This window comes from Bradyrhizobium canariense (genome assembly GCF_019402665.1).
GTDB lineage: Bacteria > Pseudomonadota > Alphaproteobacteria > Rhizobiales > Xanthobacteraceae > Bradyrhizobium > Bradyrhizobium canariense.
The window spans coordinates 178,935-198,653 of the sequence record NZ_VSST01000034.1; the positions used below are offsets into that span (position 1 = coordinate 178,935).

Consider the following 19,719-nt stretch of genomic DNA (forward strand, 5'->3'; position numbering starts at 1 on the left):
CCTCATTCCGCCGGCTGAAGAGCGACGGGCATCTGGACTTCCTGTTCGCCGACGCGAACGGTCATCCAGAGATTGTAGGCCATGATCAACGCGCCGATCAGGAACAGCCCGCCGCCGGCAGCGCGGATGATGTAGAAGGGATGCATCGCTTCGACGGTCTCGATGAAGGAATATTCGAGGAAGCCGAGCGAGGTGTAGGCGCGCCACATCAGGCCCTGGAGGATGCCGGACACCCACATCGCCGAGATGTAGAGGACGATGCCAAGCGTCGCGATCCAGAAGTGCCAGTTGACGAGCTTAAGGCTGTAGAGGCCCTTGCGATTCCAGATCCAGGGCACCAGGCAGTAGAGCGCGCCGAAGGAGACGAAACCGACCCAGCCGAGGGCGCCGGAATGCACGTGGCCGATGGTCCAGTCGGTGTAGTGGCTGAGCGAGTTGACCACCTTGATCGACATCATCGGTCCTTCGAAGGTCGACATGCCGTAGAAGGCGACGGAGACCACGAGCATGCGCAGCACGGGATCGGTGCGCAGCTTGTCCCAGGCGCCCGACAGCGTCATCAGGCCGTTGATCATGCCGCCCCAGGACGGCATCCACAGCATGATGGAGAAGGTCATGCCGAGCGTCTGGGTCCAGTCCGGCAACGCCGTGTAATGCAGATGGTGCGGGCCGGCCCAGATGTAGAGGAAGATCAGCGCCCAGAAGTGGATGATCGAGAGGCGGTACGAATAGATCGGCCGCTCGGCCCGCTTGGGGATGAAGTAGTACATGATGGCGAGGAAGCCGGCGGTCAGGAAGAAGCCGACCGCGTTGTGGCCGTACCACCACTGGAACATGGCGTCCTGGATGCCGCCCCAGGCGATGTAGGATTTCGAGCCGAACACCGAAACTGGCAGAGCCGGGTTGTTACCGAGATGCAAGACCGCAATCGTCACGATGAAAGCGAGATAGAACCAGTTCGCGACGAAGATGTGCGGTTCCTTGCGCTTGATGATCGTGGCAAGGAAGACCAGCAGATAGGTGACCCAGACGATGGTCAGCCACAGATCGGCGTACCATTCCGGCTCGGCATATTCCTTCGACTGGGTGACGCCGAGCAGATAGCCGGTGCCGGCGATCAGGATGAAGAAATTGTAGCCTACGACGACGAACCATGGCGCGAGATCGCCTGCAAGCCGAACGCGGCAGCTCTTCTGGACGACGTAGAAGGAGGTCGCGATCAGGACGTTGCCGCCGAAGGCAAAGATCACTGCGGACGTGTGCAGCGGACGCAGGCGGCCGAAGCTGGTCCAGGGCAGATCGAAGTTCAGCGCCGGCCACGCCAGTTGCGAGGCGATGATGAGGCCGACGAGAAAGCCGGCAATGCCCCAGAACATCGCCATGACGGAGGAGAACTTGATGGGGCCCATGTTGTAATTGGGCCGGCCGTTGATCTCCGCAGGCGGCAGCGCCGCCGGCCGATCGAGGTAACGGTTGATGATGCAGAAGACGGCGGCCAGGCTCGCCGCCGCGCTCAGCGCGGCATGGAAGGCGAAGGGCGCATCGAGCGCCTTGGCCGAGGCAATCACGCAGAGGAAGGCGGTGACCGCGAACACGACAGCCAGGCCGCTTTCACCTGACGTCATGGACTTGGAGATGGAGGGCTGGCTCATGCGGATTCTCTCTGAAAGAACACAGGGCCAGAAACCACATTCGCCCTCGCGGGGAATTGATTGAAATCAAGCTATGTGGATTTCTGTTAATGTGAGGCGGTTGTTAAAGTGCCCTATCCCCTTGTGGGAGAGGGCAGCGAGGACCATGCCGCGCACTCACTTGGGTGAGGGGTTGGTCCCGCACGAAGACTCTTTCGGTGGAGAAAACCCCTCATCCGGCGCCATAGCCGAAGCTTCGCTTCGGCGTTCTTAAGAACGGCGGCCGAAGGCCGCCTATGCTACCTTCTCCCACAAGGGGAGAAGGGAAGAAAAAGACTCTCCCGTAATTATGGAGCCGACAATTCTCACTCCCGCGCCGTCGCCTTGAGTGCCGTGATGACGTCCTCGCGCGCGACGATACCGACCAGCTTCTGCGCGCCGTCGAGCACGATGATGCTCCTGATGCGGTGCTCGACCATGATCTGGAGCACGCGCGTCAGCCGCGTGTCGGGGCTGACATAGATGAAGTCGGGCGTCATGACGTCGCCGATTTTGCGGCTCATCAGGTCGTGGTAGCGCGGCAGCATCTGGCTCGGCGTGAAGGCGAAGCACTTCAGGATGTCGAACTTGGTGACGATGCCGACGACCTGCCCGTCGTCCTCGACGGGATAGGAATTGAAATCATCGCGTTCGAACATCTCGCTGAGCGCGAGCAGGTCGAGGTCGCGCCTCACCGTCCTGACGTCGTGCGTCATGTAGCCGTCGACGGTCTGTTCAAGGAATCTGTACACGGCGCGTCCTCTTTGATTCGTCTTGCATCGCTCCCGCGTCAGTGCGACAGCAGCACGCAGCGGGCAGATTGAGTGACCAGATATTGGGTGACGCCGCCGAGGATCAGTTCGCGGAAGCGCGAATGACCGTAGGCACCGGCGACAATCAGACTGGCGCCGACATCGCCGGCAATTTTCTCCAGTTGCCCGGCGACGGTTTCGTTCCGGGCCGCTTCGGAAACGCGCGCGATCGCGGTCACGCCGTGGCGGGCAAGCCACGCCGTCACGTCGGTTACGCCAGCGACCGCGGCAGGGCGGTCGTCGTCGCCTTCGGGAATTGCGAGGACGGTGACATCTCTGGCCTTGCGTAGTATCGGCAGCGCATCGGCGAGCGCCCGCCGCGCTTCCGGCGTATCCTTCCACGCGACCAGGACGCTGCGCAGATCGAGCCAGTTGACCCCGTCAGGCACGACCAGGATCGGCCGGCCGGCTTGCATCACCAGATCCTTGGGGCTCGCGAGCGCGAAGGCGTCGGAGAAGGCCGGGCTCTGGCCGCCGGTGACGACGATGTCGGCGCAACGCGCCTGAGTGAACGTAAAGCGCGCCGGGAAATCCATGGCGCTGCGCCATTCCACATGTCCGCCGCGATTCCGGATCGCGGCGCGGAATTGCGCCTCGAGCTCGCCCAGGCGTCGCTTGACCGAGGCTTCTCCCTCATCGATCAGTGCCTGCGCTGCAGTGCCATCGCTGAAATAGAGCGGCGGGGCGAACTGCGCCGAAGCAAGGCCGATGATCGACGCCTCAAATCGTTCGGCAAGCTCGCCCGCGACCTGAAGCCGCGCCTCGTTGGGCTGATCGAGCGCCAGGCTGACCATCACGGTCGCGTATGTCATCGAGATTCTCCGAAGCAATGGGCTTTGATCCGATCGTAAGCCGGCCGCTGCCTGGCAGGATGAGATAGATCAAAACCTTGGATCACCGCGCCGGCCGGAAATCTGCCAATGGTATAAGACATCGGAACTTGCCTCTGGCCCCTCCTTGGGTACATTGCCGACGGTAACGCTGTGCGGTTCCCCGCATCAGAATGGGAGTGATCGTTTGGCGCCGACCCGTGTGATTCATCCGCAAGATGACGGCCGGGGCGAACATTTCCGCGTTCGAATCGAAGGATTTGGCGTCGGGACCTGGGATCTCGATCTCACGACACTGGAATTGGAGTGGTCGGAGACGGCCAGAAGCCTGTTCGGAATCGAATCTGGCCAATCGGTGAGTTACGCGCTGTTCCTGTCCCGGCTGGAGCCGAACGACCGCGAGCGGATCGAGATCGCGATCCGGCGCGTCTCCGAACGGGGCGGCAGCTTCGACGTGTCGTTCAGGGTCGCGGGGGCGTCGGGCAGAGCGCAGTGGATTCGCGCCCGCGCGGGGCTGATTCGAGACGACGCCGGCGCCGCTCGACATCTCAGCGGCATCTTTCTTGACGTCGATGAGGAGAAGCAGGTCGAGGAAACCCTGCGCACCCGCGAGAGTCACCTCCGCTCGATCCTCCAGACGATTCCCGATGCCATGATCGTCATCGACGGCCATGGCATCATCCAGCTCTTCAGCACGGCGGCGGAGCGCCTGTTCGGCTGGGTCGAGTCGGAGGCGATCGGGCAGAACGTGCGCATCCTGATGCCGGAGCCCGACAGCTCACGTCACGACGGCTACATCGCGCGCTACCGGACCACCAGCGACCCACACATCATCGGCATCGGTCGCATCGTGACCGGCAAGCGCCGCGACGGCACGACCTTTCCGATGCACCTGTCGATCGGCGAGATGCAGTCGGGCGGCGAGCCCTATTTTACCGGCTTCGTCCGCGATCTGACCGAGCATCAGAAAACCCAGACGCGGCTCCAGGAATTGCAATCCGAGCTCGTCCATGTCTCGCGATTGAGCGCGATGGGCGAAATGGCGTCCGCGCTCGCCCACGAGCTGAACCAGCCGCTGGCAGCGATCAGCAACTACATGAAGGGGTCGCGGCGGTTGCTCGCCGGAAGCCAGGATCCGAATGCGCCGAAGATCGAGAGCGCGCTGGACCGCGCCGCCGAACAGGCGCTGCGCGCCGGCCAGATCATCCGGCGCTTGCGCGACTTCGTCTCCCGCGGCGAATCGGAGAAACGGGTCGAGAGTCTGTCCAGACTGATCGAAGAGGCCGGCGCCCTCGGGCTGGCAGGCGCGCGCGAGCAGGATGTGCAGCTCCGTTTCGGCCTCAATCCAAATGCCGATCTCGTGCTCGCCGACCGGGTGCAAATCCAGCAGGTGCTGGTCAACCTGTTCCGCAACGCGCTGGAAGCGATGGCGCAGTCGCCACGGCGCGAGCTCGTCGTCACCAACACCCGCGCCGCCGACGACATGATCGAGATCGAGGTCTCCGACACCGGCTCCGGCTTCCAGGACGACGTCATGCCAAACCTGTTTCAGACTTTCTTCACCACCAAGGACACCGGCATGGGCGTAGGACTGTCCATCAGCCGCTCGATCATCGAGGCTCACGGCGGCCGGATGTGGGCCGAGAGCAACGCATCGGGTGGAGCGACATTCCGCTTCACGTTGCCGGCAGCCGACGAGAACTGATCCATGACGACCAAGGGAATCATCTACGTCATTGACGACGACGAGGCGATGCGGGATTCGCTGAATTTCCTGCTGGATTCAGCTGGCTTCGGCGTCACACTGTTCGACAACGCGCAGAGTTTTCTCGACGCCCTGCCCGGCCTCGCCTTCGGCTGCGTCGTCTCCGACGTGCGGATGCCCGGTATCGACGGGATCGAGCTTCTCAAGCGCCTGAAGGCGCAGCGCAGCCGGTTTCCAATCCTGATCATGACCGGCCATGGCGACGTGCCGCTCGCGGTCGAGGCGATGAAACTCGGTGCCATGGATTTCCTGGAAAAGCCGTTCGAAGATGACCGCCTCGTCGCCATGATCGAATCCGCGATCCGCGAGGGCGAGCCGGCGGCCAGGAACGAGGCCGTGGCCCAGGACCTCGCCGCTCGCGTCGCTTCCCTGAGCCCCAGGGAGCGCCAGGTCATGGAGGGGCTGATCGCGGGCCTCTCCAACAAGCTGATCGCCCGCGAGTACGACATCAGCCCGCGTACCATCGAGGTCTACCGGGCCAACGTGATGACCAAGATGCAGGCCAACAGCCTGTCGGAGCTGGTCCGGCTGGCGATGCGCGCCGGAATGCTCAACGATTGAAGTCACCAGGATTGAGGCAAGTCAAAACCGGTCGCTCGCCCTGTGCTACCAGATCGGAATGATTGCGATCAGCTCCCATCCTGAGCGGCTCCCGATGTCGTCACCCGCGAAACCAACCGTCTATGTGGTGGACGACGACGCCGCCGTGCTGGGCTCCCTGCGCTTCCTGTTGGAAACCGACGGCTTTGCCGTGCGGACCTTTCGAAATGCCACGGCGCTGCTCAATGCGGCGAGCCCGTCCGGTGCAGACTGTTACGTGATCGACTACAAAATGCCCGACATCAACGGCATCGAGCTGGCCGGGCGGCTGCGCCTCTCCGAGGGCGGTACCCCGGTGATCCTGATCACCGGCTATCCCGACCCGAATATCTCGGCCCGGGCGGCGGCCGCAGGCGTGAACGAGGTAATTCTGAAGCCGCTTCTGGACGAAAACCTGGCCAAACGCATTCGCCACGCCATCCAGAACCGGGTCCATAGCTGACCTACGGGATTCTACGTAAGGCACCCCCCTTAAGATATCTCGCGAAATTTTCGAGGCATCCGATACCGCGTACCAAAGCGTCATCACAACGGAGATGGCGCAGATGCTGACCCAGACGATCAACACCCAGGCGATCAAGACCCAGATCAACGGCAGCAAGATCGCCCCGGGCCATCCCGTCTCCGACCAGTTCGGCGCGATTGCCGGCCATGTTGGCCTCGTTGCCACCGAGTTCTCCTATCGCAAGGAAGAGGAGATCTATGGCGAGGACGAGCCGGCCGAGTATGTCTATCAGGTCGTCACCGGCGCCGTGCGCAGCTACAAGCTCCTCTCCGACGGCCGCCGCCAGATCGGCTCCTTCCACCTTTCCGGCGACGTATTCGGCCTCGAATCCGGCACCACTCACCGCCTTGCTGCTGAAGCTATCATCGACACCACGGTGCGCCTCGTGAAGCGCGCGAGCCTCGAGAAGGCCGCAGCCACCGACGTCCAGGTCGCCCGCAAGCTCTGGGCCATGACCGCCGGTGAGCTTCGCCACGCCGAAGACCACATGCTGCTGCTGGGCCGCAAGACCGCGATGGAGCGCGTCGCAACCTTCCTGCTCGAAATGGACCGCCGCCTCGCGGTTGCCGGCATGATGGCGCTGCCGATGTGCCGCCGCGACATCGGCGACTATCTCGGTCTCACGCTCGAGACCGTCTCGCGCGCGCTGTCACTGCTTCACGCCCAAGGCATTCTCGGCTTCTCCGGTGCACGCCAGATCGTGTTGCGCAACCGCGCACGCCTGCACAATCTCGACGCCTGATCTCCTCTCTCCCACCCGCTCATGGCCGGCTGAATTGGTTCAGCCGGCCATTTCTTTTGCTGCGATCATGCCCTTGCGCCGCGTCTCCGGCATCACAAGCAGAATAAGCAGAAGTCCCGTCGCCGCGACGCCGGACAATCCGGTGAACGCCATGGCATTGCCGAATTTATCGCTGACATAGCCGCCAAGCGCGGTGCTCATCGACGCGCCGATGCCCATCGCCGTGCCGACGATGCCCTGCGCGAGGTTGAAATGGCCGCTGCCGAAGGCGACGTCGGCCACGATCAGCGGGATCATCACCGCGAACACCGCCGCGGTGAGGCCGTCGAACACCTGCACCAGCACCAGCAGATACGGATCGCGCACGGTCGCGAACAGCAGACCGCGAATCGTCAGCGCCGCGAATCCGATCAGCAGCAGCGGCCTGCGGCCCCATGCTTGCGCCTTGCGCCCTACGCTCGGCGACAGCAGCGCCACGATCGCCTGCGGCACGACGATGCAAAACGCGACGAGCACCGTCGCCCACTCGCTCGATCGCGCCGTCACCGCGCTTGCCATCAGCGGCATCATCGAGGCGTTCGCGAGCTGCAACAAGAGCACGCTGAGCGCGAAGACAATGAGCGGCCGCTGCCGGATCAAGTGCCAGATATTGGTGTCGCCGCGATCCTCCGCCTCGCGCGGCATCTCGCCGTGACAGCGTGCGATGTCGACCTCGTGCTCGCGGATGCGAGAGAGGGCGATCAAGGTGGGGATTGCGAGCAGGAAGGTGACCAGGAACACCGAGCGGCTCGACAGCAGATAGCCGGCCGTTCCCATCACCGCGGCCGCAACACCGTTGCCAAGCGAGGCAAAGCGCGCGTTGCGGCCGAGACGCTCGCCGATCGCGAGCGGGCCGACCAGACCGAGACTGATTGCCGCGATCGCCGGTCCGAGCACGCAGCTCGCGGCGGCGTGCAAGGTGGCCGCAGCCACCACCACGGGGAAGATCGGCATCGCCGCATAGGCGAGCGCGCAGCAGCCGATGGTGGCGATGGCGAGGCCTGCGACCAGTCGCTCGGATTTCGCGGCATCGATGATGGCGCCGCCCGGCATCTGGCCGATCAAGGCAACGATGCCGCCGATCGACAGCACGAGGCCGATCTCGACCTGGGTCCATTTCTGGGTCGTCAGATAAACCGCGATGAACGGCCCGAATCCGGTCTGCACGTCGGCGAGGAAGAAGATGAACCAGTCGAGGCCGCGCAGACTCTGGCGCGACGGCGCCGGAATGCCGGCAGGCGACGGCGTGGAAACGTTGTCCTGCTCAACGCGGCCCTCGCGATCCGCATGATTCGGCTTCCTCGACAACAGCACCGGCGGCCATCCCTCCCCGCGCCTCACTGAACAGCTTGCAGCGGCTGCAGGCTGCCGGACGCGCCGAGCACCACCATCGGCGTGTCCTCCTTGTATTCCGGCGCGGCTGCGACCTGTGCCTTGGTCAATTCCAGCGTGATGCTGTCCTTCTTGTTGACGATCTTGCCGAACCGCATCGCGTTCCAGTCCACCACGATCTTGCGGCTGCCGACGCCGAGGAAGCCGCCGAAATCGATCACGGCGGCGCGCACGTGCCCGCTCCGATCGACGATGACGTCGACGATGCGGCCCATGTCCTCGTTCGCCGCGCTGAGCACGTCACGGCCAAGCACACCGTGCGCATCGCTCGCGCCGATGATCGTGACCGACGGTGGTGGCGCGGCATTCTTGGGCGTGACGGGGACCGATGACGCCGGCGGCTGCGCCGTCGGCGGTGCATTCGCTTCAGTCGCGGGTGCGGGCGACTCCTCCGCGGCACGTGACACGGCGAGCGTCATCCCGCAGACGATCACGACGCCCAGGGCCAACCATCCGGCGGTACGCATGCACCCTCCTCCCGGCGCGCCGCTAGCGCGCCAGCACGATCGAGACCTGGATCTGGCCACGCGTGCGCAACACTTCCAGCGCCACGTCATCGCCATGGCGGCTGACGCGCAGGTCCACGCTGGACTCGCCCAGACGCAGATCGCGCAAAATCACCTCGTGCAGAAACGCCGGCAGATGCGGATTGCGCAGCCGGATCTCGCCGCGGTCCACGTCGAACTCCATGCCCAGCGCCGCCTCCAATAGCGTGAACGCCGTTGCGCTGGCCCAGGCCTGCGGCGCGCAGGCGACCGGATAGAGCGTCGGGCCGCGCCGCTTTTCGCGCCGGAAGCCGCAGAACAATTCGGGCAAGCGGCGCAGGTCCATGTAGGTCGCGGCGTCGAACAGTCCCTTGAAGACATGCGCGACCGAATGCTTGAGCCCGTAGCGCGCGAGCCCGAGCGCGATCAGCGCATTGTCGTGCGGCCAGATCGACCCGTCATGATAGGACATCGGGTTGTATCGCACCTCGCCGACAGCGACGGTGCGGATGCCCCAGCCCGAGAAGAAATGCGGCCGCATCAAATCGGCGGCGACGAGGCGCGCGCGGTCCTCGCGGATCATGCCGCTGAACAGGATCTGGCCGGCGTTCGAGGTCCGCACCTTGCAGGGCCGCTTCTTGCCGTCGAGCGCAAGCGCATAGGTGCCGAGCTCCTCGCACCAGAACGCGGTCTCGAAACGCTCGGCCAGCGCCTTGGCTTCGGCCTCGAGCTTCCTGGCGAGATCAGGCTTGCCGAGCCGGAGCGCGCAGCGCGCGGCGAGCCGCTTGGCGGCAAAGACGTAACCTTGCACTTCGGCCAGCGCGAGATTGCCTTCCGCAAGCTGGCCATCGGCATGGAAGATCGCGTCGTAGGAATCCTTCCAGCCCTGGTTGGCGAGGCCCTTTTCCGTGGCGCGCTGATATTCGACGAAGCCGTCCTTGTCGGGGTCACCGGGGCCGTCGATCCAGGCCAACCCCGCTTCGATGGCCGGCCACAGCTCGGTCAATGTCTTCTCGTCGCCGGTGCGTTCGAAATAGCTTCCTGCCAGCAGGACGAACAAGGCCGTGGAATCGACGCTACCGTAATATTGCGCGAACGGTACCTCCCGCAGCGCCGCCATCTCGCCGCCGCGCATCTCATGCAGGATCTTGCCCGGCGCGGCATCGGCGAGCGGATCGACCGCCTTGGCCTGGAAATGGGCGAGCCGCCGCAGCACGCCCTTGGCGATCCGCGGATCGACCCACAGCATCTGTAGCGCGGTGATCAGCCCGTCGCGGCCGAACGTCGTCGAGTACCAGGGAATCCCCGCATAGGGATAGCGGCCCTGCGGCGTCTCCGTCATCAGCATGTTGAGGTCGGCCATGGCCTGGCACAGCACCTCGTTGAAGATGTTGTTGGAGGTCTCGATGCTGGCGGCGCCGATCGTCGATCGGCGCATCTCGCGGCGGTGGGCGAGCAGGCTTCTGAAAAAGCGCGCCGGCTTCTCGGCGACCGGCCGGTTGCAGGACACGGCCACGAACAGGGATTTCGACTCATGCGGGTCGAGTTCGAGCTGCCAGGTCGCGGCATTCACGGACAGTTTCGTTGGGCGCGGATCGAAATGCAAGCCCGTGGTGCGCTCGGCATCGTCAAGACCGCGGTAGTCGAACAGCACGTCGGTCGGTCCCAACAGCCGGCTCGAGCCGATGCCGCGGCGCGCGCGCCGCTCGCCGCGGACTTCGAACAGATCGGCGAAGTCGTTATCGAACAGCAGCGTCAGCGCGAAGCCGGCCGGGCGGTCGCCGTGGTTCTGCACGCCGATGCGCTGATAGGCGGTGCCGCGCCACAGGAAGATCGTGCGCACGATGTGCAGCAGGTCCTTTTGCAGCACGAGGCTGCCCTGCCGGTAGATGTCCGGATTGGTGAGATCGACGGTCAGGGCTGAATTGTCGTCGCGCAGGTTCGAGCCCAGCAGCAACGGCTGGAGATCGTCGAGCACGAGCTCGAGCCTCGCAAGATAGCGCGTGTCGTGGTGGAACAGGCCATCGGGCCCGCCAGCCGAAGCGCCGATGTCGCCATGGCTGTCGAGCACGATAAAGGTGTCGTCGTGCTTGAGCGAACGCCGCGGCCGCGCCGACGGTCCTGTCATCGGAATATAGAACGGCTGCTCCGCGACCTGGTCCACGGTCCGCGTCACGGAGACGAATTGGGTAACGGCTTCAGCCGACATCAGCAGCTCCCCTGCGCTTGTTTCGACACGCAACCGACTCGAACGCGACTGTTGGTTTACGCGGCGGCTTGGGCGAGCCGGCTCATTTCCTGCGTGACCAGCTCACGATAGGGACCGTGGCCCTGCATCAGACGCTCGGGCGACCCGTCCTCGATGATCTTACCACCCCTCAACACGACCACGCGATCGAAATTGCGCAGGGTCGCGAGGCGGTGGGCGATCGCGATGACGGTGCGGCCGCGCATCAGCCGCGACAACGCCTCACGGATCGCCTCCTCGGATTCGCTGTCGAGCGCGGCGGTCGCCTCGTCCAGCAGCAGGATCGGCGCGTCCTTCAGGAAGGCGCGCGCGATCGCGATGCGCTGGCGCTGACCGCCGGACATCTTGACACCGCGGTCGCCGACCATGGTGTCGAGACCGCCAGGCAGGCTTTCGACGAAATCGCAGCGCGCCGCAATCGCGGCACGCAGCACCTCGTCGTCGGTCGCGTTCGGGCGGCCATAGCGGATGTTCTCGCGAATCGAGCGGTGGAACAGCGAGATGTCCTGCGGCACGACGGAGATCGCCTCGCGCAGACTCTGCTGCGTCACCTTGGAAATGTCCTGGCCGTCGACGGTGATGCTGCCCTCGTCGGTGTCGTAGAAGCGCTGGAGCAGCGTGAACAGCGTCGACTTGCCGCCGCCGGACTGGCCGACCAGGCCGACGCGCTGGCCGGGTTGCAGGCGCAGGCTGAAGCGCTCGAAGATCTTTTCGCCGCCGGGATAGCCGAAGGTGACATTGTTGAACGCGATCGCGGCGCCGCTCTTCACCAGCGGCTCGGCCTCGGGGTGGTCGCGCAATTCATGCGGCACCAGCAGCGTGGCGATCGCCTCGGTCAGCCGCGCAACGTGCTGGGTGACGTCGACCAACGCCACCGCAAGATCGCGCGTCGCGTTCAGAATGGAGAGACCGAGGGTGCAGACCAGCACCACGTCGCCGGTGGTCGCCCGGCCATCCTGCCAGAGCATGATCGCCCAGGCCATCAGGGCGATCGTGAGCACGACAGTGACGCCGGCATGGATAAGCCGCAGCTTCTCCAGATAGCGCAGGCTGCGGCCGCGGGCGGTGAGCTCCCGGTTCACAGTCGCGTCGAACCGCTCATGCTCGTGCCCGATGCCGCAGAAGGCGCGCACCAGCGGCATGTTGCTGATGACGTCGATCATCTCGCCGTCGACGACGGCGGCCTTGTCGGCGAAGTCGTCATGCAGCGGCTTTCCCGCGGCAGCGAGACGGAACATCGCAAGCACCATCCCGCCGGCAATCACCATCAGGCCGAGTGCCATGTAAGGGCTGACGGTTCCAATCAGAGCGATGGCCGCAACCGTCGCGATGCACGGCGGCAACACATTCCAGACGAACATGTTTTCGACCGTGAACACCGCATTCGACGTCGCCGTGATGCGGCTGGTCAGCATGCCGGGCATGCGGTCGGAGAAGTAGCTCGGCGCATGGCCGGTCAGATGACGAAATATGTCACGGCGTAAATCACCCGTGACACGAACGAAGGTGAAGCTGGCGGTCCAGCTCGCGATCCGCCAAAGGAAATTGTCGGCGGCGATCAGCGTCATGAGGAAAATGAATGCCAGCCATACGCTCCCACCATGAGAAGCGCCCGCCGACAGACTGTCGACGAGGGATTTGACGCCGTACTGCGTGCCTACGGAGCAGGCAACGGCCGCCACCACAGCCGTCAGGATCACGAGATGCGACGCGAGCCGACGCCGAAGATAGCGCAAAACAAAGGCAAACGGCCGGTGCGCATACCCAGAAAGATGATCCATGTGACTATTGACCCCGTCGTGATGATTCAAACTTTTGTTGTTAGCCGACTGAACATCGACCACCTCGCCTCGGTTCCCGGGCACACTCATCACGACATGCGGATGCGGGCGTTCTGCGAAGATGTGATGGCAGCATCGCGACGGGCATCCGACGTGTCGAATAAGTAACGTTCGGAAGGAGGAACTTCGCAAGTGCGGGAACGTTCCCTTGTTTGGCGTGCCGGTGCTGAACAGGCGGGGGCTTTCTACAATCATGATCGCACAGAGGAGATGGTGAGATGCGCATCGCGCAGGTAGCTCCGTTGACGGAGGCTGTTCCACCCAAGCTGTATGGCGGCACCGAGCGGGTGGTGCATTGGTTGACGGAAGAGCTGGTGGCCCTTGGGCACGATGTGACGCTGTTCGCCAGCGGCGACTCGCAAACCTCGGCAAAGCTGGATGCGCTGTGGCCGCGGGCGCTCCGCCTCGACGGTTCCGTGCGCGATCCCAATGCGCTGCACATGGTGATGCTGGAGCGGGTGCGGCAGAAATGTGACGACGAGGAGTTCGACTTCCTCCACTTCCATCTCGATTATTATCCGTGGTCGCTGTTCTACCGGCAGCCGACGCCGTTCCTGACCACGCTGCACGGCCGGCTCGACCTGCCGGAGCATCAGCCGGTCTTCAACACCTTCTCGAAGGTCCCCGTCATCTCGATCTCGAACGCGCAGCGCCGGCCGGTGCCGCAGGCCAATTGGGTGAGGACGATCCACCACGGCCTGCCCGAGAACCTGCTGACGCCGAAGCCGGCGAAACAGGAATACCTCGCCGTGCTCGGCCGCATCGCGCCGGAAAAGGGCGTCGACCGCGCCATCAAGATCGCGACGCATTGCGGCATTCCGCTCAGGATCGCCGCCAAAGTCGATCGAGCCGACCAGGATTACTATGACGAGCTGATCCGGCCGATGATCGAGAACAATCCGCTGGTGGAATTCATCGGCGAGATCAGCGATCACGAGAAGTCGGACTTTTTGAGCGGCGCGCTCGGCCTCTTGTTGCCGATCGACTGGCCGGAGCCGTTCGGCCTGGTGATGATCGAAGCCATGGCCTGCGGAACGCCGGTCATCGCCTTCAACCGCGGCTCGGTGCCGGAGATCATCGACGAGGGCCTCACCGGCTTCGTCGTCGAGGACGTCCTCAGCGCAGCCGGCGTCGTCGGTCGCCTGTCGCAACTCGACCGCTCCGTCATCCGCAAGCAATTCGAGACGCGCTTCACGGCGCGGCGGATGGCGCTGGATTATCTCGCGGCCTATCGGAGCCTTGGCGAGGAACAGGCGCCGCGGATCAAGCTGGTGAGCAGCGCGGAGTAGCCGCTGTCATGCCCCGCGCTGGCGGGGCATCCAGTACGCCGCGGCAGCAGTTTGCTCACGCAACTCCCGCCGCGGAGTACTGGATCGTCCGGTCAAGCCGGACGATGACAGTGGGAACGCGGTGACGGCTGCGCTACCTCACCACCGCCCGCCTCGGCTCGACGATCTCGAACATGCGCGGGAATTCGTCCATCAGGCCCATCAGCTCGGCCAGGCGCATCGGGTTGCCGGCGAATTTGACCTTGCCGGCGGTCACGGCCTCCGGGAAGCTGGTCAGTTTTGCGATCACCTCATCGAGCGTCGACCGCGCGAGCGTGAAGCTGGCATCGGCATTGTCCGCCTGCATGCCCTCTGTGTAGGTGAGCGCGCAGTTCTCCAGATTGAGCACGAAGGTCTCGCCGGTGTCGGAGAAGCTCCAGTTCAGCACGATGTGCTTTCCTTCCGCCTTGAGTCCGTTGAGGCGGATGCCGAGCACGTCCCAGAGCTGTGAGGTACGCAGCGCCGCCAGCGTCTCGCGCGGCATCGGCGGGCGCGGCGGCACCTTCGGCATGCCCTGGCGCAATTCCTGCGCGCCGAACAGATAGGCATTGCGCCAGGTCGCGCTTTCGGCGGCATAGCCGAGCTGCTCCAGCGTATCCGCCAGCAACGCACGCGCAGCCTGATTGTCCGGCTCGGCAAAGACGAGATGGCCGAGCGCCTGCGCCACGAAGCGGAATTCGCCCTTGTCGAAATCGACACGCGCCCGCGCGAGGATGGCGTCGGCGCCGCCCATGTACTCGACATATTTCCTGCCCGACTCAACCGGGGGCAACGGATCGAGATTGACCGGATTGGCGTCGTACCAGCCCAGGTATTTTTGATAGATCGCCTTCACATTATGCCGGATGTGGCCGTAATAGCCGCGGCCGTGCCAGGCGCCCTCCAGGCTGTTGGGCAGCTGGATCGTTTCGGCAATCTCGGCCGCGGTGAGGCCGTGGTTCATCAGGCGGATGGTCTGGTCATGCGCGAACTTATAGAGGTCGCGCTGCTGCCGGATCATCGTGCCGATGCGTTCGTGCCCCCACACCGGCCAGTGATGCTGGCCGCACATCGCTTCCGCCTTGCCGTCCCAGAGCTGCAAGGCCTCGCCCAGATATTTCGACCAGGCCAGCGCGTCGCGCACGTCGGCGCCGCGAAACGGCAGCAGATTGTGGAAATTGTGGGTGCAGTTCTCGGCGAGGTTCAACAGCTTGTAACGCGGGATGAAGAAATGCATCTCCGCCGGCGCTTCGCTGTTCGGCGCCATCTGGAATTCGAATTCGACACCGTCGATCACGCGACGGTCGCCGGTCGCCATGATCAAATCGGTCGGCCGCAGCAGCGCCACCGAACCTGCCGCCATCGACTTGCCGAGGCCGCAATCGACCTGCCCGCGCGCGCCCTTGGCCAGGAGTGGCCCGAACTGGTACTGCGCCCGGCGCAGCATTGCAGGTCCCGCGATGATGTTCTCGGAGACGGCATGCTCCATGAACAAGTTCGGCGCGATGATCGGCACGCGGCCGGTCGCGAGTGCATCCTCCTCGAGCACGCCGCGCGCGCCGCCCCAATGGTCGGTGTGGGTGTGGGTGAAGATCACGGCCGCGACCGGTCGCTGGCCGCGATGCTTGTAGTAGAGATCGAGCGCGGCGCGCGCGCCCTCGATCGAGGTCAGGGTGTCGACGACGATGACGCCGCTGTCGCCTTCGATCAGCGTCATGTTGGCGATGTCGAGCCCGCGCACCTGGTAGATTCCGGGCACGACCTCGAACAGGCCGTGTTGCATGTTGAGCCGCGACTGCCGCCACAGGCTCGGATTGACCGTGGCTGGCGCCTCTTCAGTCGACAGGAAGCCGTAAGGCTCGAGGCTCCAGACCGTCCGCCCTTGCGGATTGGTGATCTCCGCGTTCTCGATCGTGCCGAGGAAGCCGCGCGCGGCGTCGTCGAAATCTCGCGTGTCGGAGAACGGCAGCGCGTTCAGCATCGCTGTTTGCTGCGCGATGACGGATGGCGTTGCGCCCTTCGGCCCGTTGCTGGCGTCGATGCTGCTCATACTGCCCTCCCGGCTCGTCCCTTGGGAGGCATCTAACCGCATCTCGATTGCGGTTCCAACAAGTCCTTACGCAGCCAAACCTGCGGCCACCGGCTTACCGGAGGCGCGCATGTCCGCCGTCCGCAGCTCCCGCGCCAGCACGTAGCCGCCGCCGTCCTGCTTGGCGCGGTACATCGCCCGGTCGGAGCGCGACAACAGCCCCTCCACCGTGCGCCCATCCTGCGGCGCGACGGCAACGCCGACGCTGACGCCGAGCCCGATCACCTGCCCGTCGACATGATAGGGCGCGCTGAGCGATTGCACGATCCGCCGTGCCATCGCTTCCGCATCGGTCGCCGCGCGCTGCACCAGGATGAACTCGTCGCCGCCCATCCGGACCACGAGATCATGAGCTGCGGCAAGCGCCTTGAGCCGCCCGGCCACCTGCTTGAGCAGCGCGTCGCCGACTGGATGGCCGAACCGGTCATTGGCCTCCTTGAAGCGGTCGAGATCGAGCGCGTGGACGGCGATCATGCTGGAATTTCCGTCCGCCAGCATTCGCGGCAGATCCTCCGCCAGCACCGAGCGGTTAAAGACGCCGGTCATCGAGTCCGAGCGCGCGAGCCGCTCGAACTGTCGCTTGAGCGTGATCTGGCTGATCGAGGCATTGAAGCTCAGCCGCACCATCTCGAAGCTGGCGGCCACATACATCAGGATGAGGAGCCCGAGCCCGACATGGCGCAGATCGGGCTGCATGAACGTCACGATCGCGGCGGGCGCGGCGATCGCGACCAGATCGAGCAGTGCTGCGACCGGGCGCAGTGCCAGCCGCGCCACCACGCCGGCACCGAAGCCGAAACCGATGCCGACCGCCATCACGCAGCAGAGCGCGTCGCCGAGCACGATGCTGCGCGCGGCAAACACGCCCAGTACCAAGGCGGTGATGACGGTGCCGGCAATGTACCGCCGTTCCCAGCGCGCGGCCTCGGCCCGATCCAGCCGCGACGGCTGCGTGAGGCGACGGCGGAACGCAGCGATTTCGGACAGACGGATCATGGCCACGACGACACCGGCGACCGTAAGGGCTGCCGTGACCGCGTCACCGGTCTCGTAGGTTGTGATCGCGCCGACCATCACCTGGCAGACGGCGGCGAGAATAGTAGGGATCGTCGTGCCGTGCAGGCCCGTGATCACTTCCATGTAGACGGCATCGGAAATCGACGCCCGTCCGGATTCCATTCTATTGAACAACATGCCAGCCTCATCCGCTCGCATGGTCCTACCGCACATCTGTAAAAATGTGTGCATCGCACAGCGGTGGCATTTGAACGAGCGGATTTACCGCGCGTTAGCCATGCATCGCCTGAGCTCGGCTACATGCCGAGCAGCCTCGGCAGCCACAGCGACAGACCGGGCCAGTATGTCACGACCACCAGGAATCCCAGCATTGTCAGCAGCCATGGCCACACCGCAACCGTGAGCTCGGTGATGCCCATCTTGGCGATGCCTGAGGCGACGTAGAGATTGAGGCCGACCGGCGGATGGCACAGCCCGACTTCCATGTTGACCGTCATCAGGATGCCGAAATGGATCGGATCGATGCCGAGCTTGATCGCAACCGGAAACAGGATCGGCGCCATGATCAGGATGATCGAGGACGGCTCCATCACGTTGCCGGCCAATAGCAGCAGGAGATTGACGACGAGCAGGAAGCCGATCCAGCCGAGGCCCTGGTCGATCATCCATTGCGCAAGCGCTTGCGGCACGTTCTCGTAAGTCATCAGGAACGAGAACAAGACGGCGTTGGTGATGATGTAGAGCAGCATCGCCGAAAGATTCGCCGATGACAGCAGCACCCGCGGCACGTCTCGCAGCTTCAAATCCTTGTAGATGAACACTGCGACGATGAAGGCGTACACCGCGCTGACGGCGGCAGCTTCGGTCGGTGTGAACAGGCCGCTGTAGATGCCGCCGATCACGATCACGATCAGCAGGATACCCCAGATCGACTTGCGGAGCGCATCGAAGCGCTCGTAGAGGGTTGCTTTCGGCATCCTCGGATAGTCGTTACGCCAGGCTCGATAGAACGTCGTGGCGCCGAGCAGCATGGCGAGCACCATTCCCGGCACAATGCCGGCGATGAACAGCTTGCCGACGGAGGTGTTGGTGGAGACGGCGAAAAGAACCATCGGAATCGATGGGGGAATGAGAATTCCCAATGAGCCCGAGGTCGTGATCACGCCCGCCCCGAACCTCTTCGGGAATCCCTGCGCGACCATCGCGGGCAGGATCACCGATCCGATCGCCACCACGGTGGCCGGCGACGAGCCGGAAATCGCGGCGAACAGCGCGCAGGCGACCACGCCCGAGAGCGCAAGGCCGCCATACCAATGGCCGACCAGCGACGTCGCGAACGTGATCATCCGGCGCGCCACGCCGCCATGGGTCAGGAAGTTGCCGGCAAGGATGAAGAACGGGATCGCCATGATCTCGAAGCTCTCGATGCCGGTGAACAGCTTCAGCGCCACCGATTCCGTTCGCACGTCGGTCAGCGTGAACATGAAGCTGAGCACGGTCAGACCGAGCGCGATCGAGATCGGCATGCCCGTGAGCATCAACGACAGCAGAAGGCCGAAAACCACGGCGACACGGAGGCCCTGCGGCAGCGTGATCACGTGCGCCGAATGGGCGAAGCACACGGCGACGATCAGGACCGGCAACAACATCAGGACCCAGCCGAGCGGGCTGCGTTCGTCGCGGACGACCTGACTGCGCGTGACCGGGGCCGGATGGACCGGGTCTATTTCGACGCCCTCGACGCCGGCCATGTCGTGATGCGGCAGCTCGCCGGTGTGATAGAACGACCAGGCGACCTGCAGGAAGCGGAAGCACATCAGCCCGGAGCCGAGCGGGATGGTGAGATACACCAGCCACATCGGCGCTTCGAGGTCGTTGGATTGCTGGCCGGTCTGCCACATCTGGCCGACGAACGCGGCCCCGAAATAGCACACGATGGCCGTGAAAAGGGCGCCGCACATCAGGCCGAACGTGATGACGCGGCGGCGCGATCCGCCGGGAAGGACATTGACCAGGACGTCGACGCCGACATGGATGCCGGTGCGCACCCCGTAGGCCGCACCGAACTTCGCCATCCAGATGAACATGTAGATGCAGAGTTCCTGCGCCCAGGACAAATCGAGAGCGGCAAGCCAGACGAACGCGGCTCGCGCGGGGACGGCCAGCAAGGCCAGGTTGCGCGCCTCCGCCCATTTGGCGATGTCGATCGACAGCCCGGCGCCATATCGGTGCAGCACGGCAACGAAGATGAGCAATGTCGCGGCCGCGATCATCGTCGCGATCAGCCATTCCTCGAGATGATCGAGCACACGATTCAATGCACGCAGCAACTTGGTCCCCTCAGCTTGGCTCATCATTCAAGAGCAACGGCCGGGAG

General features: G+C 64.3%; 16 protein-coding genes and 1 pseudogene. 6 read left to right on the forward strand and 11 right to left on the reverse strand.

The features are described from left to right. Nucleotides 1–2: 2 nt before the first annotated feature. The 3 genes from ccoN to FXB41_RS18580 form a co-directional block, all read right to left on the reverse strand. Nucleotides 3–1,652, reverse strand: a complete 1,650-nt coding sequence (gene ccoN / locus FXB41_RS18570) for a cytochrome-c oxidase, cbb3-type subunit I (RefSeq protein WP_007607681.1) — start codon at nt 1,650–1,652, stop codon at nt 3–5. Between the two features lie 344 nt (nt 1,653–1,996). Continuing rightward, on the reverse strand, nt 1,997–2,422 hold the full coding sequence (locus FXB41_RS18575; RefSeq protein WP_007594019.1) for a CBS domain-containing protein: 426 nt from the start codon (nt 2,420–2,422) through the stop codon (nt 1,997–1,999). Between the two features lie 38 nt (nt 2,423–2,460). After that, the gene (locus FXB41_RS18580) at nt 2,461–3,294 is read right to left on the reverse strand and encodes a universal stress protein (protein WP_219682757.1); all 834 of its coding nucleotides are present in this window, start codon (nt 3,292–3,294) and stop codon (nt 2,461–2,463) included. Nucleotides 3,295–3,499: 205 nt separating this feature from the next. Here FXB41_RS18580 and fixL point away from each other — a divergent pair, with 205 nt between their 5' ends. The 4 genes from fixL (at nt 3,500) to FXB41_RS18600 (ending at nt 6,924) form a co-directional block, all read left to right on the forward strand. Beyond that, a complete protein-coding gene (gene fixL, locus FXB41_RS18585) occupies nt 3,500–5,017 on the forward strand; it encodes a sensor protein FixL (RefSeq protein WP_007594022.1) in 1,518 nt (505 codons plus the stop codon). A 3-nt stretch (nt 5,018–5,020) separates the two neighbouring features. Further along, on the forward strand, nt 5,021–5,638 hold the full coding sequence (gene fixJ, locus FXB41_RS18590) for a response regulator FixJ (RefSeq protein WP_007594024.1): 618 nt from the start codon (nt 5,021–5,023) through the stop codon (nt 5,636–5,638). A 58-nt stretch (nt 5,639–5,696) separates the two neighbouring features. After that, nucleotides 5,697–6,119: a response regulator gene (locus tag FXB41_RS18595; RefSeq protein ID WP_219682758.1), complete on the forward strand. Its 423-nt coding sequence runs from the start codon at nt 5,697–5,699 to the stop codon at nt 6,117–6,119. Between the two features lie 103 nt (nt 6,120–6,222). Next, complete coding sequence (locus tag FXB41_RS18600; RefSeq protein ID WP_219682759.1) at nt 6,223–6,924, forward strand: helix-turn-helix domain-containing protein; 702 nt, start codon at nt 6,223–6,225, stop codon at nt 6,922–6,924. A gap of 39 nt (nt 6,925–6,963) precedes the next feature. Here the strand turns inward: FXB41_RS18600 and FXB41_RS18605 are convergent, their stop codons facing one another. From FXB41_RS18605 to FXB41_RS18620, 4 genes are read right to left on the reverse strand one after another with little or no spacing between them, the layout of a single operon-like run. Further along, nucleotides 6,964–8,277 carry an MFS transporter gene (locus FXB41_RS18605; RefSeq protein ID WP_219682760.1) on the reverse strand — a complete coding sequence of 438 codons (1,314 nt, stop codon included), beginning with the start codon at nt 8,275–8,277 and terminating at the stop codon, nt 6,964–6,966. 23 nt (nt 8,278–8,300) lie between these two features. Beyond that, the gene (locus FXB41_RS18610) at nt 8,301–8,822 is read right to left on the reverse strand and encodes a PRC-barrel domain-containing protein (RefSeq protein ID WP_219682761.1); all 522 of its coding nucleotides are present in this window, start codon (nt 8,820–8,822) and stop codon (nt 8,301–8,303) included. Nucleotides 8,823–8,844: 22 nt separating this feature from the next. Next, nucleotides 8,845–11,049 carry an amylo-alpha-1,6-glucosidase gene (locus FXB41_RS18615; RefSeq protein WP_219682762.1) on the reverse strand — a complete coding sequence of 735 codons (2,205 nt, stop codon included), beginning with the start codon at nt 11,047–11,049 and terminating at the stop codon, nt 8,845–8,847. 56 nt (nt 11,050–11,105) lie between these two features. Continuing rightward, the gene (locus FXB41_RS18620) at nt 11,106–12,869 is read right to left on the reverse strand and encodes an ABC transporter ATP-binding protein (RefSeq protein ID WP_219682763.1); all 1,764 of its coding nucleotides are present in this window, start codon (nt 12,867–12,869) and stop codon (nt 11,106–11,108) included. Between FXB41_RS18620 and FXB41_RS18625 the strand changes: the two genes are divergently transcribed. Continuing rightward, nucleotides 12,792–13,037 (forward strand): hypothetical protein, encoded by a 246-nt coding sequence (locus FXB41_RS18625; protein ID WP_219682789.1) that lies wholly within the window; start codon nt 12,792–12,794, stop codon nt 13,035–13,037. The genes FXB41_RS18620 and FXB41_RS18625 overlap by 78 nt on opposite strands. Nucleotides 13,038–13,147: 110 nt before the next feature. After that, nucleotides 13,148–14,218 carry a glycosyltransferase family 4 protein gene (locus FXB41_RS18630; RefSeq protein WP_219682764.1) on the forward strand — a complete coding sequence of 357 codons (1,071 nt, stop codon included), beginning with the start codon at nt 13,148–13,150 and terminating at the stop codon, nt 14,216–14,218. A gap of 133 nt (nt 14,219–14,351) precedes the next feature. On the opposite strand, the gene FXB41_RS18635 is transcribed toward FXB41_RS18630, so the two are convergent. The 4 genes and pseudogenes from FXB41_RS18635 to FXB41_RS41750 form a co-directional block, all read right to left on the reverse strand. Further along, the gene (locus FXB41_RS18635; RefSeq protein WP_219682765.1) at nt 14,352–16,286 is read right to left on the reverse strand and encodes an alkyl/aryl-sulfatase; all 1,935 of its coding nucleotides are present in this window, start codon (nt 16,284–16,286) and stop codon (nt 14,352–14,354) included. Between the two features lie 66 nt (nt 16,287–16,352). Further along, nucleotides 16,353–17,519 carry a GGDEF domain-containing protein gene (locus FXB41_RS18640; protein WP_219682766.1) on the reverse strand — a complete coding sequence of 389 codons (1,167 nt, stop codon included), beginning with the start codon at nt 17,517–17,519 and terminating at the stop codon, nt 16,353–16,355. A 119-nt stretch (nt 17,520–17,638) separates the two neighbouring features. Further along, nucleotides 17,639–18,931 carry a TRAP transporter large permease gene (locus FXB41_RS41745; RefSeq protein WP_311985860.1) on the reverse strand — a complete coding sequence of 431 codons (1,293 nt, stop codon included), beginning with the start codon at nt 18,929–18,931 and terminating at the stop codon, nt 17,639–17,641. A gap of 210 nt (nt 18,932–19,141) precedes the next feature. Continuing rightward, nucleotides 19,142–19,699: pseudogene (locus tag FXB41_RS41750) on the reverse strand (TRAP transporter small permease); the annotation flags it as partial. Nucleotides 19,700–19,719: the final 20 nt, after the last annotated feature.

Bases quoted from the DNA above. Each gene is read 5' to 3' on its own strand.
- ccoN (WP_007607681.1), bottom strand. From the start codon at position 1,652: ATGAGCCAGCCCTCCATCTCCAAGTCCATGACGTCAGGTGAAAGCGGC.
- FXB41_RS18580 (WP_219682757.1), bottom strand. From the start codon at position 3,294: ATGACATACGCGACCGTGATGGTCAGCCTGGCGCTCGATCAGCCCAAC.
- fixJ (WP_007594024.1), top strand. From the start codon at position 5,021: ATGACGACCAAGGGAATCATCTACGTCATTGACGACGACGAGGCGATG.
- FXB41_RS18595 (WP_219682758.1), top strand. From the start codon at position 5,697: ATGATTGCGATCAGCTCCCATCCTGAGCGGCTCCCGATGTCGTCACCC.
- FXB41_RS18600 (WP_219682759.1), top strand. From the start codon at position 6,223: ATGCTGACCCAGACGATCAACACCCAGGCGATCAAGACCCAGATCAAC.
- FXB41_RS18610 (WP_219682761.1), bottom strand. From the start codon at position 8,822: ATGCGTACCGCCGGATGGTTGGCCCTGGGCGTCGTGATCGTCTGCGGG.
- FXB41_RS18615 (WP_219682762.1), bottom strand. From the start codon at position 11,049: ATGTCGGCTGAAGCCGTTACCCAATTCGTCTCCGTGACGCGGACCGTG.
- FXB41_RS18625 (WP_219682789.1), top strand. From the start codon at position 12,792: ATGCGACGCGAGCCGACGCCGAAGATAGCGCAAAACAAAGGCAAACGG.
- FXB41_RS18620 (WP_219682763.1), bottom strand. From the start codon at position 12,869: ATGGATCATCTTTCTGGGTATGCGCACCGGCCGTTTGCCTTTGTTTTG.
- FXB41_RS18630 (WP_219682764.1), top strand. From the start codon at position 13,148: ATGCGCATCGCGCAGGTAGCTCCGTTGACGGAGGCTGTTCCACCCAAG.
- FXB41_RS18635 (WP_219682765.1), bottom strand. From the start codon at position 16,286: ATGAGCAGCATCGACGCCAGCAACGGGCCGAAGGGCGCAACGCCATCC.
- FXB41_RS18640 (WP_219682766.1), bottom strand. From the start codon at position 17,519: ATGTTGTTCAATAGAATGGAATCCGGACGGGCGTCGATTTCCGATGCC.